Genomic DNA, 15,256 nt, shown 5'->3' with positions numbered 1-15,256 from the left:
ATGCAAAACAAATTGAAATATATAGTCTTAGTCATTTTAACGTTTAACATCTCAATGTTAACAGCGCAAGAACGAGAAAAAGACACTATAGATACAGATGTTGTTAATGTGGTAAAGCCTTATACACCAACAATTTCTGATGCCTTTAAGATCAAAGAAGTTGCCAAACTTAATGACTCAACTAATGCTACTAAAAAACCTATTAAGTACAATATTTTTTCGATTCCTGTAGCTTCAACGTTTACACCTGCTAAAGGAAAAGCAGCTAATGTTGATAAGGAAAAGCCAGTGAAGTTATATGATAATTACGCTTCTTTAGGTGTTGGAACTTATACAACTATTTTAGGTGAGGTCTACCTAAACCATGCGTTGAGCAGAACAGAACGGGTTGGAGGCTATTTTAGTCACCATTCTTCAGCAGGTGATATTGATGGAGTGAATTTTGATAATAATTTTTCTGAAACAGGACTAAATGTACATTATAGTCAGAAGTTAAGCGATTATTCATGGAAAGTTGATGGAGGTTTTCATTTGCAGACCTTCAACTGGTATGGTGTTCCAGATCAAAGTATTGAGACCTTTGATGTAGATCATTCATTCTATACAGCACATTTTGGTGGAAATATCAATTTTGAAGATGCAATTATCAATAAAGGTAGTGTACTGTACAGACGTTTTGGTGATAATCAAGACTCGGGAGAGAATCGATTTGTCCTCAAATCTGGTTTTGATGTGCCTGTTAGCGATGAGGTTATTAATGCCGAAGTGACCATTGATTATTTAGGAGGTTCTTTTGATAGAAACTATTTTGTTCAAGACGAATTAAATTATAGTAATATTACTTTTGGATTGGCTCCAAGTTACCAAATGAAGCAAGATGATTTAACAGTCAATCTAGGTGTTAATTTGGTTTATCTCAATGACACTGAAGCTAGTGACGGGAAATTTTTTATTTACCCAAATATCACAGCAAGCTACCGTTTGGTTAATGAATTGCTTATTGCCTACGGAAGTATTGAAGGTGGTTTGATTCAAAATTCATATCACGAATTTGCTCAGGAAAATCCGTTCGTGTCTCCAACCTTGTTTATCATTCCAACAGATCAGGCTTATAACGTGTCTCTAGGCATTAAAGGAAAGTTATCAAACAGTATGAGTTATAATATTAGCGGTCATTATTTGGCTGATAATAACAGAGCATTGTTTAAAGCTAATCCTGATGCTGGTATTGATCGTGAAAATTATCAATTCGGAAATTCCTTCGGAATCGCTTACGATGATGTGACGACATTTTCTGTAGCAGGTGAGTTAAATGTCGACGTCAACCGAAACTTTAAACTAGGAATGAAAGCCCAGTACTTTGCTTATGATACTGAAAATCAAGCAGAGCCTTGGAATTTACCAGATATTGAAGCATCCTTATTTTTAGATTATCAAATAGATAAGCATTGGTTTGCAGGTGCTAATTTGTTTTATGTTGGAGAACGTAAGGATGAATTTATAACAGGTATTGGTACTTTAGGATTGCCTCTTGCAGAAACCATAACATTAGACAGCTACTTTGACGTTAATGCTCATGTTGGTTATAAGATTAATGATCAGCTTTCTGCATTTGCAAAAGCTAATAATATTGCCAATCAGGATTATAACCGTTGGTTAAACTATCCAGTGCAAGGGATTCAGTTTTTAGCAGGTGCGACGTATCAGTTTGATTTTTAAGTATAATTGGTATTTCATAATTCATGTGAAAACCATAAAAAAAGCATTCAATCTTAAATTAATGGATTGAATGCTTTTTGTATTTTTATACTTCAAAAAATGACAACTATGAAAAATCTAACCATCCTTCTGTTTTTAGCCTTTATCTTTTCATGTTCTAAAAGCAAACAACCTGTAGATGCTATTGTCTTCAATGCAAATGTTTATACTGTAAATGATGAGTTTGCTAAAGCGGAAGCCTTTGCAATTAAAGACGGTAAATTTCTTGAAGTAGGGACTTCTGACGCTATTCAGGCAAAGTATGCCTCTCAAAATATGGTGGATGCGAATGGTAAAACTATTGTGCCAGGACTTATTGATGCGCATTGTCATTTTCTAGGCTTGGGTTTTAATCAGCAAGCTGTTGATTTAAATGGTACTAAAAGTTTTGAGGAAGTTGTTCAACGTGTGCTTGATTTTCAAAATGAGAACAATGTGTCTTTTATCACAGGAAGAGGCTGGGATCAAAATGATTGGGAAGAGAAAAAATTTCCTAACAAAACCCTTTTAGATAGAATGTTTCCAGAAATACCAGTGGCTTTAACTCGTGTAGATGGTCATGCTATTTTATGTAATCAGGCAGCTCTAGACCTTGGAAATGTTACGGCAAAAAGTAAAATAGAAGGTGGAGAAGTTGTTTTAGACAATGGGAAACTCACAGGAGTTCTTGTTGATAATGCCGAAAATCTGGTTATGAATTATTGGCCAAAACCTACTCGAGAAGATCAAGTAAAAGCCTTACTGGCTGCTCAGGATATTTGTTTTGATTATGGATTAACTACTGTTGATGATGCTGGCTTGTCTAAAGAATCTATTGAGATTATAGACAGCCTTCACAAATCTGGTGATCTTAAAATGCGTGTGTATGCAATGGTGTCGTTTTCTCCAAAAAACGTGGATTACTATACCGAAAAAGGTATTATTAAAACTGATAGGCTAAATGTGCGTTCTTTTAAATTCTATGCAGATGGTGCATTGGGATCTCGAGGAGCTATGCTTAGAGCGCCTTATAGTGACAAACCAAATCATTTCGGACTTCTGGTAACGGATCTGCTTACATTTAACCGTTCGGCTCAAAAAATCGCTAATTCCGACTATCAAATGAATACACACGCTATTGGTGATTCTGCTAATCATGCTGTATTGCGTACCTATAACAAAGTGCTACAGGGACAAACAGATAGACGTTGGAGAGTAGAACACGCACAAGTGGTGTCTCCTGAGGATTTTAGTTTGTATAAAAATGTCTTGCCTTCCATTCAGCCAACTCATGCAACTAGTGATATGTATTGGGCAGAAGAACGTTTAGGAAGCGAGCGTGTAAAAGGCGCTTATGCTTATAAACAATTACTTGATGCCTACGGAAAAGTAGCTTTAGGAACCGATTTTCCTGTAGAGCAAGTGAGTCCGTTTCTCACCTTTTATGCAGCTGTGGCACGACAGGATCTTGAACAGTATCCAGAAGGAGGCTTTCAGAAAGACAACGGTTTATCAAGAAAGGAAACTTTAAAAGGAATGACCATTTGGGCAGCCTATTCTAATTTTGAGGAGAATGAAAAAGGGAGTATAGAAGCTGATAAATTTGCCGATTTTGTCATTTTAGATAAGGATATTATGACAGTTGATCAGAATGAGATTCCTAATATTAAAGTGGAGCAGACCTATGTTAATGGTGAAGTACAGTGATTTTTGCTAAATAATCAAAATGTTCACCATCCATGATTTTTTCACATTGGAGGCCAACAGCCTCACAAGCTAATGTTAAGCGTTCAAAATCCAGATATAACCACTTCATCGGATTCTCATCTTCGCCTTTATAACTTAGGAAATAGTCTAATTCTCCATAATAATTGGCATTAGTATCTATCCATAGTCCACCATCATCATCCTCATACATGTATTGAATATCAGAGGAGTCAATCAAAATCTGACCCTTGGTGTTGAGCAGCGATTTTAGATGCGCTAAGTATTTAGAGACCTGAGACAATTCCTGAAAGATCCCTGTGCCATTCATAAGTAATAAAATAGTATCAAACTGTTCAGTTTCATCGAGGAGATCTTTGAGTTCAATATGCAGAACTCCACGTTGTTGAGCTACCGCTACAGCACCTTCGGAAATATCAATAGCTTTAACCTTTAAGCCTTTGTTTTGAAGATACAGACTATGACTTCCGGAGCCGCATCCAACATCTAAAACGTTTCCTTTTGCAAGTTGAAGTGCCTTTTGTTCTAGTATTGGCATTTCAGTATAATCCCTAAACAAATACGGTAATGGTAGCTCGTCATCACCAGAAATATTAGTTGAAGTGATGAGGTCTTCGGTATAATTTTTGTTAAAATAATCTTGTAAGGCTTTCCCGAAAAGGTCTTTCATAAAAGTAGTATTTTTGCCATATGCAAGACTTTATAAATAATCTGCCAAAGCTCGCCAAAGATAAGCATAAGGAAAATAAAACCTTCTTTGCTAAGCTTAAAAAAAAGCCGCCTAAGCAATTAGACTATCTTATGCAGGAACTTCATGAGGCTGAGTTTGAACGTACCGATTGTTTGGAGTGTGCTAACTGCTGTAAGACTACAGGGCCTTTGTTTACACCAAAAGATATTGAGCGTATTTCAAAATTTTTTAAAATGAAACAGCAGCAGTTTATAGATGCCTATTTGCGATTGGATGAAGAACAGGATTATGTTTTGCAATCGGTTCCCTGTACATTTTTAGGAGCAGATAATTATTGTTCTATCTATGATGTAAGACCCAAAGCATGTAGAGAGTTTCCGCACACTGACCGCAAAAAATTTCAGCAAATTTCTAACTTAACCATGAAGAATGTTGCTATTTGTCCTGCAGCATTCAATATTGTAGAGAATATGAAAAAACATATTAAAATCTGATAGTTTATGAAAAACATTGTCTTAAGTTTTGTATTGATGTTTAGTTCGTTACAGGTTTGTCAGTCTCAAGAATGGATGACTTCTTTAGATGCGAGTAAACGATTAGCTAGCATTCAAAATAAACTAATCTTTATGATGTGGGAAGATTCAACAACATTTCCATTTCCGGTTAAGGTTTTAGATACTAATGGAAGGGTAGTTTTTGTTGAAGATATGTTTAAGAATGAATCTATAAATCAACTTATTTGGGAGCATTTTATACCTGTAGTTGTTAATGAGTCGCAATATGCAGAGCTTTATAATCAAATTAAAGACAAGAGACCAGATCGTTACATTGATAAATTTAACGACGATAGTATTAAGATTATGGATGTCAATGGTAATATCATTAATACTGATATTATTTATGACCAATATTTAAATATGACGGCTTTCATTATGAAATATTACATGGATACTTCTTTTTTGAAAGTCGAACTAGATAACTATTCTAAAGAACAAAATGTTATCACTTCATTTCGTTTAGCATCAAAATATATTGATGCAGCTGCTATAGTTAATGATGAAGTAAGACAAGAAATAATTGATCTTTCTAATATTTATCTTAAAGAAGCGGAGCAACGTTTACCTAATGAGGATGTTGAAAATAAGGCTGCATTACAACAAAAAAGTGAATTGCTTAAATTATTACAAGATGTCATCTTAGATAAGCCAAAACGAGTCTTACGCAAGCTGAGAAAGCTAGAAGATACTCAAATTGACTCTACCAACGAATCATTGTTAGCACTGCTTTACTTTACGTCTTACCGACTACTAAAGGATGAAAAAAATGCGAGTTTGTGGAGAAGTAAACTTTCTTTAGTAAATTTGAAAAAAGCTAACACTATCATTACAAACGTTCAATAATTTACAAGACCATTGGATACAATTATTAATTATTTTGAAACAATACCGCCACTTCATAGAAGTATTATTCTTGTTGGAGGTATTACTTTTTTCTGGTTGCTTGAAGGTTCGTTGCCACTATTCAATTTTAAATACAAGAAATGGAAACACGCAGTTCCTAATTTATTTTTTACATTAACGACCATCATTGTAAATTTCGGATTGGCATTTTTGTTAGTAGCATCTGCAGATTGGGTAAAAGAGACTCAATTTGGGATTATCAACTGGATTCCTAACTTGCCGCTTTGGGCTTACGTGTTTCTCGGTGTTTTTCTTCTAGATTTTGTAGGTGCTTACTTGGCACATTACGTAGAACATAAAGTCAAACCGCTTTGGATGGTGCACTTAGTACATCATACAGATCATAAAGTAGACACAACAACTGCAAATAGGCACCATCCATTAGAAAGTGTGATTCGCTTCGTTTTTACCTTGATAGGTGTGTTTATTGTTGGTACTCCAATTGCTATTGTTATGTTGTATCAATCCTTGTCACTGGTGGCTACACAGTTTAGTCATGCCAATATCAAATTACCAAAAAAGGTAGATAAGGCCATAAGTTATGTTCTTGTTTCTCCAGATATGCACAAGGTACATCACCACTATATGTTGCCGTATACAGATTCTAATTATGGAAATATTTTTTCGGTTTGGGATAGACTTTTTGGTACCTATATGACCTTAGATAGAGAGTCTATTGTTTATGGTGTAGATACATTTCCTGATGAAGTCACAAATTCTAATATCAAAGATCTGCTCAAACAACCGTTTCATAAATACCGTAAACCAACTACTGCTAATTTCTCCGAATAATGCGCTATCTGTGGTTATTCTGTTTCGTTCTACTAGCTGGTTGCAGCTCCAAAACGACACTTGATGTTCAAGGGCATCGTGGCTGTCGTGGTTTGCATCCCGAAAATTCATTACCTGCATTTAAAAGAGCTATAGATATTGGTGTTCAAACCCTGGAGTTGGATGTCGTGATCTCAAAGGATTTTGAAGTTGTTGTATCTCATGAGCCCTTTATGAATCATGAGATTGCGTTAGATGTCTTCGGAAATGAGATTTCTCAAAATAATGAGAAACAGTTTAATATGTTTCAGATGACTTATGACAGTATCAAGCTATATGATTGTGGATCAAAAGGACATACGAATTTTCCACTTCAGGCTAAAGAAAAAGTCTATAAACCTTTACTAAAAGACGTTATTGATTTTGCTGAAAAATCATCAGAACAGTCTATATATTACAATATTGAAATTAAGAGTCGACCTGAATACGATAACATATACTCACCAGCTGTTGAAACATTTGTCAAATTAGTGCTTGATGATATTTTTTCAAAACAGATTGAAGATAGAGTTACTATTCAGTCGTTCGATCTAAGAGCATTGGAATTGACAAAACAAACAAATGATGAGATATCCATAGCACTATTAGTTGATGAAAATGAAGATATCTCAACTAAATTGTCAAGGTTATCCTTTTCACCTGAAATCATCAGTCCGTATTTCAAATTATTAAATCAGGATACGGTTAAAACATTCCAAGACAAAGGTTTTGCAATTATTCCCTGGACGGTTAATGACGTTGGTGATATCAACCTCATGATCGATCTGAATGTAGATGGAATTATATCAGATTATCCAAATAGAGTGATTCAGCTATTGAGATTGAAAAAATAAGTATCGCTTTCGTTTAAGTGTTCATTTTTAAGGTTTTACGGTTTTAATTCTAAATGAATTTTGTTTGATTTTCTGCATTTAATCTGTTTTTTTTACTTCCACTATCACTTAATCGTTTCTTTTTTTGCTTTCAACCAACAACTTAGATTTGGACAATTTACTACCCTAAATTTGATGTAAATAAATTAATCCAATTCCCTCAATAAAGAGGTTGGAAATATTTTTAGTTTAATCTTTAAATGACCCCAATCATGAACAAGTTAACTAGCCTTGGCGTGCCAATAAATCGCCTGTGCGCAATAGTGATATTTCTACTTATGAGCAGCATTAGTTTCGCTCAAGAAGAAACCTATACAACTATTCGTAAAAATATCAATCCTTTAGCATTTGATCTGAATCACAATTTATCAGATTCTCAAGATTCCTTATTGCTTGAAAATAAGTTTCTTTTTAAGAAGGTACGTTTTATAAACAAAACAACAGAAAAGGTCTTTGAGTTCAAGCCAGCTGTTAAAAGTGCAAAAATTCCATTAGATCAATTACCACTGGGTAAGTATACAGTAATGTTTTACCAAGCAGATAAGATCATTGTTTTTCAGATAGACAGAAAATTACCATTTGATTATGTTCGAGCTTCTGATACAGATGTGGCTCTTAATGACATTGAAGACGTTGAACTAGAATCAGAGATAACATCTACTGATATTGACAATACAGACTTAGAGTTAGATAGGGCTAATATAACTTTAGCAAATAGTAATGCTGATAAGGATTATGAAACTTTTGAAGAAAAGGTGACACTGGCTTACAATCTTACTGAACCAGACCGGTCAAAAGTCCAATCTAGAGCAGAGTACAGAAGAACACACTTACGTCCTAATGGAAAACCTTATAATGATTAATTAATACCCAAGATCAACAAGAAAGAACTGTACTTCGGTTAAATATGCCGTTCGTAGATTTTTTTGCTCGATAACCAAAAAAGGAATTAGTTTTAAGGTTCGGGATTACAAAACGCTATTAGTTCATTTTTTGTTGACGTTAACCAACGTTTACATATGAAATTAGTTATTACTGTAATCTTTTTTAGTTTAATCACTTCACTGAACTACAATGCTCAAGCCCAAAACGATTTTGCGAAGCTTGAGAAAAATGTTAATATTAGAGCTAAAGGCTTAATTCAAGAGCTCAATAAAACAAAAGATACTTTAATTCTTCAAAGTGGATCACTTATAAATAAAGTGTATTCAGTTAGTACTGACTATGAGCGTGAAGTTGATATGGTTGTTAATGATACACACATCAAAATACCACTAAATCAGCTTAGTAAAGGCAAGCATGTTTTTGTAGCTGTACAATCACCAATCCGAATCGTATTTGTTGTCAAAGTCTTTAGAGATAATGAATGGCTATTGGCAATGCAGGAGGAGCGATTAGCACTTAAGAATGATTAGAAGTAACTGTAAGATCATCTATTTCTTCCATAAGCATTTCAATTAATATAAATATATTTGATAAACTGATTTGATCTTTTTTACGAACAGATCCTTTAAAAATAAGACATTTTTTATCAAGTTCTATTGATGCATTTCGGCTGTCTAACAAGTATTGTGTTGCAGCGCTTTCTAAAATGATATCAGAATATTCACTTTTTCTACCAGAAAACTTTAAAGATGCACTGTTGTCAGCTCTTCCTAGACCTATTCCATAGGAAACACCTTTTAAGAATAATCCCAGAAAGTAGGCTTGCGATAGTTTACATGAGATAAAATCAGTTTTTAAATGCTGAGCCCTTGAAGTTACATGGATCTTTATCCAGTGTTTTGTCCAAGTCAAATTAATTTCCATAGACCAATACTCATATATTTCAGTAAACTTTACACTTCCTTTCAGAAGAGATCTCATTGAATTTCTAATTGGTGCTATGTATCTATGTAGTTCAGACAAGCTATAAGTCTACTTGTAAATCAAATACTTTGCTCTTGTGGCTTTGAATGCGCTAAGACCCTCAGCCCAGCTTTCTCGAATCTCTTGTTCCGAAATACCATTTTCAATTTGTTGCTGCAATGCTTTAGTGCCTGCCAATGTGGTGAAATAGTCAATAAAGAAGACCTTTTTATCAATTGAATTTTGATAGGCCTTTATCAGGTAACTAAGGTCTATCTGAGATAAAGTATCAATCTCACTTAGGTCTTCACCATAGCATAGTACTCCATCGTGCTTTGGATATTTTGCACCTGTATTAGGTGATGGAATATATTTGAAATCATATTTCGTTTTATCCAGATACGGACTCCCATAAATTTGAAATTGCTTTGAAGTACCGCGACCTGCATTCACATTTGTGCCTTCAAAAAAGCAAAGACTGGGATATAGATTAATTGCTTGGTCATTTGGTAAATTAGGCGAAGGCTTTATTGGTAAACTGTAAGGTCTGTTGTGTGTGTAGTTTTTCATTCTAATAACTTTGATGTCACACTGAATACTGTCTTTAAGCCAACCTTCACCATTAATCATTTTTGCATATTCTCCAATGGTCATACCATGAACAACTGGAATAGGATGCATGCCAACAAAGCTTTTATGTTCAGGTTCTAAAATTGGACCGTCTATATAATGCCCATTTGGATTTGGTCTGTCTAAAATAAGCACAGGAATATTAGCTTCAGCACAAGCTTCCATGACATAATGTAGACTCGATATGTAGGTGTAAAAGCGAGCTCCTACATCTTGTATGTCAAAAACCATAATATCTATATCGGCAAGTTGTTCCGATGATGGTTTTTTGTTTTTTCCGTAAATAGAAATAATTGGAATACCTGTCTTTGTGTCTATACCATCTTTAACTAATTCTCCAGCATCAGCATTGCCTCTAAAACCATGTTCTGGAGCATAAACTTTACTTACTGTAATGTTGCTATATTCATGTAAATAATCTACAAGATGATAGTTTACCTTAACGCTCTTAACAGTTACAGAGTCTATTGCCTGACTTTCAGCAACTTCTAAAACCGAGGTTTGATTAGCAACAATTCCAATGCGCTTTCCCCTTAACAATGGTAAATAAATGTTTTTCCGGTCAGCACCAACGATAATATCACCTTCAAATTTCGGCAGGTTATCATTTTGAATTTGACTTGCAGCCACGTTATTATTTGCAGATTTCTCATTAGTTTTATTTCCGCAGGAAATGAGAATCAAAACAATCACAATAATTATTGGGAAAACCCTATTTTTGAACATCGATAAACGCATTTTTAAATTTTGAATTACGAGTTATTTATAGCTAAACGCATTATTGGCAGTAAAGCGTATAAAAGTAGTGTTTCAGCTCCAATAATAAAAATTGGTATTGCTGCTATTACTATTGGTATTATTGTGATGCTAATTGCAATTGCTACAGGCTTGGGGCTTCAAAAGAAAGTGCGGGAAAAGGTAGTGGCATTCAATGGTCATGTGACTATCAACAACTATAACAACAATGCATCTAATGAGTCCATTGCTCCCATATCTATAGATCAGGATTTTTATCCAGAGTTTAAAACTGTAGAAGGAATAAAACATATACAGGCTGTTGCTACAAAGTTTGGTGTGATTCGTACAGAGACAGATTTTGAAGGTATTGTGCTTAAAGGCGTTGGAGCAGACTACGATTGGTCATATGTCAATGATTTTTTGGTGGACGGAACACTGCCCAACTACGAAGGCAAACTGAGTAATGAGGTAGTTGTATCAAGTTATTTAGCTAACCGATTAGGTTTTCAGGTTGGTGATTACTTTGAGACAGTTTTTAGTAAAGAAAGCATTGAGCAGTTGCCATTTCAAAGGCGATTTAAAGTGGTTGGAATTTTTAATTCTGGATTCAATGATATAGACAAAACTTTTATGATTGGAGATATCAGTCATATTCAGCGAATGAATAAATGGAAAAAGGATCAAGTTGGAAATTTTGAAGTCTATTTAGATGATTTTACAGAGCTTGAAGAAAAAGAACAGGACATAAGAGACTATACGCCATCATTGCTCGATACGCAAACCATTGAAGAAAAATTTGAAACCACGTTTGAGTGGATTAAAATTTTCGATAACAATACTTACGGAATCATAGCCATTATGATCATTGTTGCTGGTATTAATATGATCACTGCATTACTTGTACTTATATTGGAGCGTACACAGATGATAGGGATATTAAAGGCCTTAGGAAGTAGTAGCTGGAGTATTAGAAAAGTCTTCTTGTACAATGCTACATATTTGATTTGTTTAGGCTTATTTTGGGGTAATCTTATCGGATTAGCTTTGTTATTTATTCAACAAAAATTCGGCATATTAAAATTTCCAGACCCTGAACAATATTATGTATCAATCATCCCTGTGCATATTGGGTTAGACTATATTTTACTACTCAATATTGGAACATTTATAGCCTGTTTACTCATGTTATTGATTCCATCTATTATCATTACAAAAATTTCTCCAGTCAAAGCTATCAGATTTGAATAGTTGGGCGTTACCCTCTTTCGTTTAGACTTCAGAGGGTCAGGTTTTTCGTTATATCTCTCCTAAGCCTCTGGCAGAGGAGAGGATGCCACTGCAACCCTTAACGCAAAAATCAGTTAATGTTTATTGTAAACATTAAGTTTTAAACTATTTTTGCACAGAATTTAGATTAATTAGAAAAGATTATCGCTTAGGCGAGTAACGTATGGACTACGCAGAAAATATATTAGAAACTATTGGTAATACACCTTTGGTAAAACTCAACAAATTAACCGCTGAGCTTCCTTGTTTGGTCTTAGCTAAATATGAAACCTTTAACCCTGGAAACTCAGTTAAAGATCGTATGGCTTTGAAAATGATTGAAGATGCTGAGGCAGACGGTCGTTTAAAACCAGGTGGAACTATAATTGAGGGAACTTCTGGAAATACAGGAATGGGACTCGCATTGGCAGCCATCGTAAAAGGGTATAAATGTATTTTTGTAATTAGTGATAAGCAGTCTAAGGAGAAAATGGATGTTCTTCGCGCTGTAGGAGCAGAGGTTATTGTTTGCCCAACAGATGTTGAGCCAACAGATCCACGTAGTTACTATTCGGTATCAAAACGATTAGGTGAAGAAACACCTAATTCATGGTATGTTAATCAATATGATAACCCAAGTAATGCCAAAGCACATTATGAAAGTACTGGTCCAGAAATTTGGAAACAAACTGATGGTAAGGTTACGCATTTTATTGTAGGTGTAGGTACAGGAGGAACTATTTCTGGTGTTGGGAAATACCTTAAAGAACAGAATCCTGATGTCAAAGTTTGGGGAATTGATACCTATGGTAGTGTTTTTAAAAAATATCATGAAACAGGTATTTTTGATGAGAACGAAATTTATCCATACGTGACTGAAGGTATTGGAGAAGATATTCTTCCAGAAAACGTTGATTTTTCCATTATTGACGGATTCACTAAAGTAACTGATAAGGATGCAGCAGTATATACACAACTCTTAGCTAAAGAAGAAGGGATGTTCTTAGGTAATAGTGCTGGAGCAGCTGTGAAAGGATTGTTGCAATTAAAAGAGCATTTTACAAAAGATGATGTTGTTGTAGTCTTATTCCACGATCATGGAAGTCGTTATGTAGGCAAAATGTTTAATAATGACTGGATGCGTGAAATGGGTTACATAGATTAAATTTGAATCACATAATTAAAATGAAGAGTGCAATTCGCACTCTTTTTTTTGTTTATGATAAGTTTTTTTATTTCAGTTCTATCTTATCAATTAACAATTCAAAAGATTCTTCTTTTTTATTGCCAATTAAGAAACCAATTTCTTCCATTTCTTCCCCTTCATAGTTTGGTTGACGTAAACGTCGACCTCTAAACCCAGGATACATATCATCGAAGGGGATTTCAATAGTCAACCAATCTGATGTTGTTTGGAATTCGTAGATGTAAGATGCATAATCTTTGGAAGAGGACTTTACTCTAAATTGATATGTTTTACCATCACCTTTTACTTGTAAAATAATTTTAGAATAATTGGAGACATCTTTTGTTTTAAAGTTATAACGCAAGGATGAAAACCCGCCATTGTTTTCCAAAGAAATATCACCACTAAATTTGCCATGACCATCTTTGTTGATCTCAAAGCTTCCGTTAGAGCGTCCTCCCATAACCACATCGTCAACAATACGCCAATTATCAAGATTACTGGTTTTAGTAAAATCAAAAAGGATAGTAGAGGTGCTCATTAGTATTAGTGTTGAAATTAGTAGAAGCATTTTCATATCACAGCTTTTTTGTAAAGATACAAAGGGATTAAGCTGATAATAATGACCTTAACTTAAGTTTTAGAAAATTATGAAGGATTCTTGATTAACTTTTTCAGTAATGAAATTTGTCCCAAGTGATAATGTGTGTGCTCAATAATTCCAGTGATGTTACTGTAATAGCTGCCATATTTAGCATCTGTAAAGTCTTGCCACAATTGTTCTTCTTTTAGCTGTTCTATAGATGTAGCCAAAATTTCAACATCTGTCCAAACAGTATCAAGCATTGTCTGCCATTCAGTTTCAGTAGTTATGTTAGGGTAATTGTAACTGTATTGATCTTTAATTAACAAGGGCTTATTTTTAAACACTTCTAAAACTCCAGAAATATAATAACTAATATGGTATGTGAGTGCAAGTATGGTATTACATTCTTGTACTTTGACAGATGCAACATCTAAGGTCACATTTGATAATTGATCTTTTAGATTAGAACTGGTCCAGTTACCTCCAAAAAACACAGCTCTTAAATGGTTGGCAAGTGCAGTACTTAGACTCATGATTTTTTATTTAAAGGTAATAAAAGCTAATTAACCTTCCTCATTAAAAAATACTTTGTAATAGTGCATTTTTTTCTCCTCATCATAACCGCGTTCTAAATATTCAGCAGATGCATCAGGAGCATCTACGTCCAGTTTTATTTGAATATTAGTGTCTAATTTGATCTCTGTCTTTATCTTTTGCTTCTGTTTTTTTAAAACTCTTTCTGAAACGTCAAATTGATTTCTGATTAGGATGTTATGATCACTCTCGTAAGTTTTTTTATAATCTTCGAATAACTGAATAGTATCTTCTTCCTCAAACACTTCCTCTTTGAAAGATTCAATATTTACAATGTCATTCTCTTTAAAGAAATCGACGGTTTTAGCTAAGAAGTTACTCTGTTCCTGTCCGCCAAATTGAGGTTGCATGACTTCTTTTGAAAATTCTCGACACATTTCAATATAATTCTTTGTGTGTTGGTTAGCATCGTCAGGATATTTAATGTTTAAAAAACTTTTGATCCAATATTGAGCATCGTAATTATTATTGTCAACACTCAATACAATTTTGCCTTCAGTATCGGCTGCATTTAAAATCAAGACACCTTTATCAACTTTCTTTGTAGCTATTCCTTTTTGAGTAATAATATCATAACTACCATTTTCAAGATAGGTTTGAAAAAAATGCGATTTATTTTCAATTTTAAAAATTCCAACAGCATCGGTTTGATAATCTTCATAAATAATATCATGAAAGAGACATACAATGACATCTCCTGTTTTAATTTGAGCAGAATTTGATTGCTCAAATAAATGCATCACAATATGTTTAGAAACGTCTACAAAATTAGAGTCGTCATTTAAGAGTTGGGTTGCATAACTATTAATTTCATTGAGATCAATATCAGCATGATGGTTAAAGCGATAAGATTCAGAAAGACTAGTAAATGGACGTAATAAATATGGAAGCACAAGGTCGTAGCTTACCTCCTCAAAATCAATAACTTGTTCAGAAAAAGCGTTTTTAGTGCTGTTGAATTTATTACCAACCTTATGAAGAATACACTTAGAAATTGAAGCTTTATTACGTTTGATCATGATAAGAATTTAGAGCTGCAATACTACTAAAATTTAGTGTAAATAAGTAAAAACGCCAAAGATTTCTCCTTGG

At 34.1% G+C, this 15,256-nt stretch carries 16 protein-coding genes; 10 read left to right on the top strand and 6 right to left on the bottom strand.

Features of this window, described 5'->3' with window-relative positions:
• Both Q0951_RS11405 and Q0951_RS11400 read left to right on the top strand, forming a co-directional pair.
• Positions 1-1,719 carry a TonB-dependent receptor gene (locus Q0951_RS11405; protein WP_299336965.1) on the top strand — a complete coding sequence of 573 codons (1,719 nt, stop codon included), beginning with the start codon at positions 1-3 and terminating at the stop codon, positions 1,717-1,719.
• 108 nt (positions 1,720-1,827) lie between these two features.
• Positions 1,828-3,444 carry an amidohydrolase gene (locus Q0951_RS11400; protein ID WP_299336963.1) on the top strand — a complete coding sequence of 539 codons (1,617 nt, stop codon included), beginning with the start codon at positions 1,828-1,830 and terminating at the stop codon, positions 3,442-3,444.
• Here Q0951_RS11400 and Q0951_RS11395 read toward each other — a convergent pair.
• The gene (locus tag Q0951_RS11395) at positions 3,425-4,132 is read right to left on the bottom strand and encodes a bifunctional 2-polyprenyl-6-hydroxyphenol methylase/3-demethylubiquinol 3-O-methyltransferase UbiG (RefSeq protein WP_299336961.1); all 708 of its coding nucleotides are present in this window, start codon (positions 4,130-4,132) and stop codon (positions 3,425-3,427) included. The genes Q0951_RS11400 and Q0951_RS11395 overlap by 20 nt on opposite strands.
• Before the next feature lie 20 nt (positions 4,133-4,152).
• Here Q0951_RS11395 and Q0951_RS11390 point away from each other — a divergent pair, with 20 nt between their 5' ends.
• The 6 genes from Q0951_RS11390 to Q0951_RS11365 all read left to right on the top strand — a co-directional run bounded on the left by Q0951_RS11390 (position 4,153) and on the right by Q0951_RS11365 (position 8,731).
• On the top strand, positions 4,153-4,647 hold the full coding sequence (locus Q0951_RS11390; protein ID WP_299336959.1) for a YkgJ family cysteine cluster protein: 495 nt from the start codon (positions 4,153-4,155) through the stop codon (positions 4,645-4,647).
• Between the two features lie 6 nt (positions 4,648-4,653).
• Positions 4,654-5,553 (top strand): hypothetical protein, encoded by a 900-nt coding sequence (locus tag Q0951_RS11385; RefSeq protein ID WP_299336958.1) that lies wholly within the window; start codon positions 4,654-4,656, stop codon positions 5,551-5,553.
• Positions 5,554-5,565: 12 nt separating this feature from the next.
• Complete coding sequence (locus Q0951_RS11380; RefSeq protein ID WP_299336956.1) at positions 5,566-6,405, top strand: sterol desaturase family protein; 840 nt, start codon at positions 5,566-5,568, stop codon at positions 6,403-6,405.
• Positions 6,405-7,277: a glycerophosphodiester phosphodiesterase family protein gene (locus Q0951_RS11375; protein ID WP_299336954.1), complete on the top strand. Its 873-nt coding sequence runs from the start codon at positions 6,405-6,407 to the stop codon at positions 7,275-7,277. The genes Q0951_RS11380 and Q0951_RS11375 overlap by 1 nt, the downstream gene beginning before the upstream one ends.
• Positions 7,278-7,528: 251 nt before the next feature.
• Positions 7,529-8,179, top strand: a complete 651-nt coding sequence (locus Q0951_RS11370) for a hypothetical protein (protein WP_299336952.1) — start codon at positions 7,529-7,531, stop codon at positions 8,177-8,179.
• A 156-nt stretch (positions 8,180-8,335) separates the two neighbouring features.
• Positions 8,336-8,731 (top strand): hypothetical protein, encoded by a 396-nt coding sequence (locus tag Q0951_RS11365; RefSeq protein ID WP_299336950.1) that lies wholly within the window; start codon positions 8,336-8,338, stop codon positions 8,729-8,731.
• On the opposite strand, the gene Q0951_RS11360 is transcribed toward Q0951_RS11365, so the two are convergent.
• A complete protein-coding gene (locus Q0951_RS11360) occupies positions 8,718-9,182 on the bottom strand; it encodes a hypothetical protein (RefSeq protein WP_299336948.1) in 465 nt (154 codons plus the stop codon). The two genes, Q0951_RS11365 and Q0951_RS11360, sit on opposite strands and share 14 nt — an antisense overlap.
• 51 nt (positions 9,183-9,233) lie before the next feature.
• Positions 9,234-10,520: a DUF1343 domain-containing protein gene (locus Q0951_RS11355; protein WP_299336946.1), complete on the bottom strand. Its 1,287-nt coding sequence runs from the start codon at positions 10,518-10,520 to the stop codon at positions 9,234-9,236.
• A gap of 21 nt (positions 10,521-10,541) precedes the next feature.
• Here Q0951_RS11355 and Q0951_RS11350 point away from each other — a divergent pair, with 21 nt between their 5' ends.
• Together Q0951_RS11350 and Q0951_RS11345 are read left to right on the top strand one after the other, a co-directional pair.
• A complete protein-coding gene (locus tag Q0951_RS11350; protein WP_299336944.1) occupies positions 10,542-11,780 on the top strand; it encodes an FtsX-like permease family protein in 1,239 nt (412 codons plus the stop codon).
• A gap of 202 nt (positions 11,781-11,982) precedes the next feature.
• Complete coding sequence (locus Q0951_RS11345) at positions 11,983-12,963, top strand: PLP-dependent cysteine synthase family protein (RefSeq protein ID WP_299336942.1); 981 nt, start codon at positions 11,983-11,985, stop codon at positions 12,961-12,963.
• 67 nt (positions 12,964-13,030) lie between these two features.
• Here Q0951_RS11345 and Q0951_RS11340 read toward each other — a convergent pair whose 3' ends face one another.
• The 3 genes from Q0951_RS11340 to Q0951_RS11330 all read right to left on the bottom strand — a co-directional run bounded on the left by Q0951_RS11340 (position 13,031) and on the right by Q0951_RS11330 (position 15,183).
• Positions 13,031-13,525, bottom strand: coding sequence for a CIA30 family protein (locus Q0951_RS11340; RefSeq protein WP_299336940.1), 495 nt, complete (start codon positions 13,523-13,525; stop codon positions 13,031-13,033).
• A 107-nt stretch (positions 13,526-13,632) separates the two neighbouring features.
• Complete coding sequence (locus Q0951_RS11335) at positions 13,633-14,103, bottom strand: DUF1572 domain-containing protein (protein WP_299336938.1); 471 nt, start codon at positions 14,101-14,103, stop codon at positions 13,633-13,635.
• A gap of 30 nt (positions 14,104-14,133) precedes the next feature.
• Positions 14,134-15,183 carry a nucleoid-associated protein gene (locus tag Q0951_RS11330; protein WP_299336936.1) on the bottom strand — a complete coding sequence of 350 codons (1,050 nt, stop codon included), beginning with the start codon at positions 15,181-15,183 and terminating at the stop codon, positions 14,134-14,136.
• Positions 15,184-15,256 lie beyond the last annotated feature (73 nt).

Source organism: uncultured Psychroserpens sp., assembly GCF_947501425.1.
Taxonomy (GTDB): domain Bacteria; phylum Bacteroidota; class Bacteroidia; order Flavobacteriales; family Flavobacteriaceae; genus Psychroserpens.
This window is presented reverse-complemented; position numbering and strand designations above follow the sequence as displayed.

Coding starts and splice junctions, on each gene's coding strand:
- Q0951_RS11405 (WP_299336965.1), top strand. CDS start 1: ATGCAAAACAAATTGAAATATATAGTCTTAGTCATTTTAACGTTTAAC.
- Q0951_RS11400 (WP_299336963.1), top strand. CDS start 1,828: ATGAAAAATCTAACCATCCTTCTGTTTTTAGCCTTTATCTTTTCATGT.
- Q0951_RS11395 (WP_299336961.1), bottom strand. CDS start 4,132: ATGAAAGACCTTTTCGGGAAAGCCTTACAAGATTATTTTAACAAAAAT.
- Q0951_RS11390 (WP_299336959.1), top strand. CDS start 4,153: ATGCAAGACTTTATAAATAATCTGCCAAAGCTCGCCAAAGATAAGCAT.
- Q0951_RS11385 (WP_299336958.1), top strand. CDS start 4,654: ATGAAAAACATTGTCTTAAGTTTTGTATTGATGTTTAGTTCGTTACAG.
- Q0951_RS11375 (WP_299336954.1), top strand. CDS start 6,405: ATGCGCTATCTGTGGTTATTCTGTTTCGTTCTACTAGCTGGTTGCAGC.
- Q0951_RS11370 (WP_299336952.1), top strand. CDS start 7,529: ATGAACAAGTTAACTAGCCTTGGCGTGCCAATAAATCGCCTGTGCGCA.
- Q0951_RS11365 (WP_299336950.1), top strand. CDS start 8,336: ATGAAATTAGTTATTACTGTAATCTTTTTTAGTTTAATCACTTCACTG.
- Q0951_RS11360 (WP_299336948.1), bottom strand. CDS start 9,182: ATGAGATCTCTTCTGAAAGGAAGTGTAAAGTTTACTGAAATATATGAG.
- Q0951_RS11355 (WP_299336946.1), bottom strand. CDS start 10,520: ATGTTCAAAAATAGGGTTTTCCCAATAATTATTGTGATTGTTTTGATT.
- Q0951_RS11345 (WP_299336942.1), top strand. CDS start 11,983: ATGGACTACGCAGAAAATATATTAGAAACTATTGGTAATACACCTTTG.
- Q0951_RS11340 (WP_299336940.1), bottom strand. CDS start 13,525: ATGAGCACCTCTACTATCCTTTTTGATTTTACTAAAACCAGTAATCTT.
- Q0951_RS11335 (WP_299336938.1), bottom strand. CDS start 14,103: ATGAGTCTAAGTACTGCACTTGCCAACCATTTAAGAGCTGTGTTTTTT.
- Q0951_RS11330 (WP_299336936.1), bottom strand. CDS start 15,183: ATGATCAAACGTAATAAAGCTTCAATTTCTAAGTGTATTCTTCATAAG.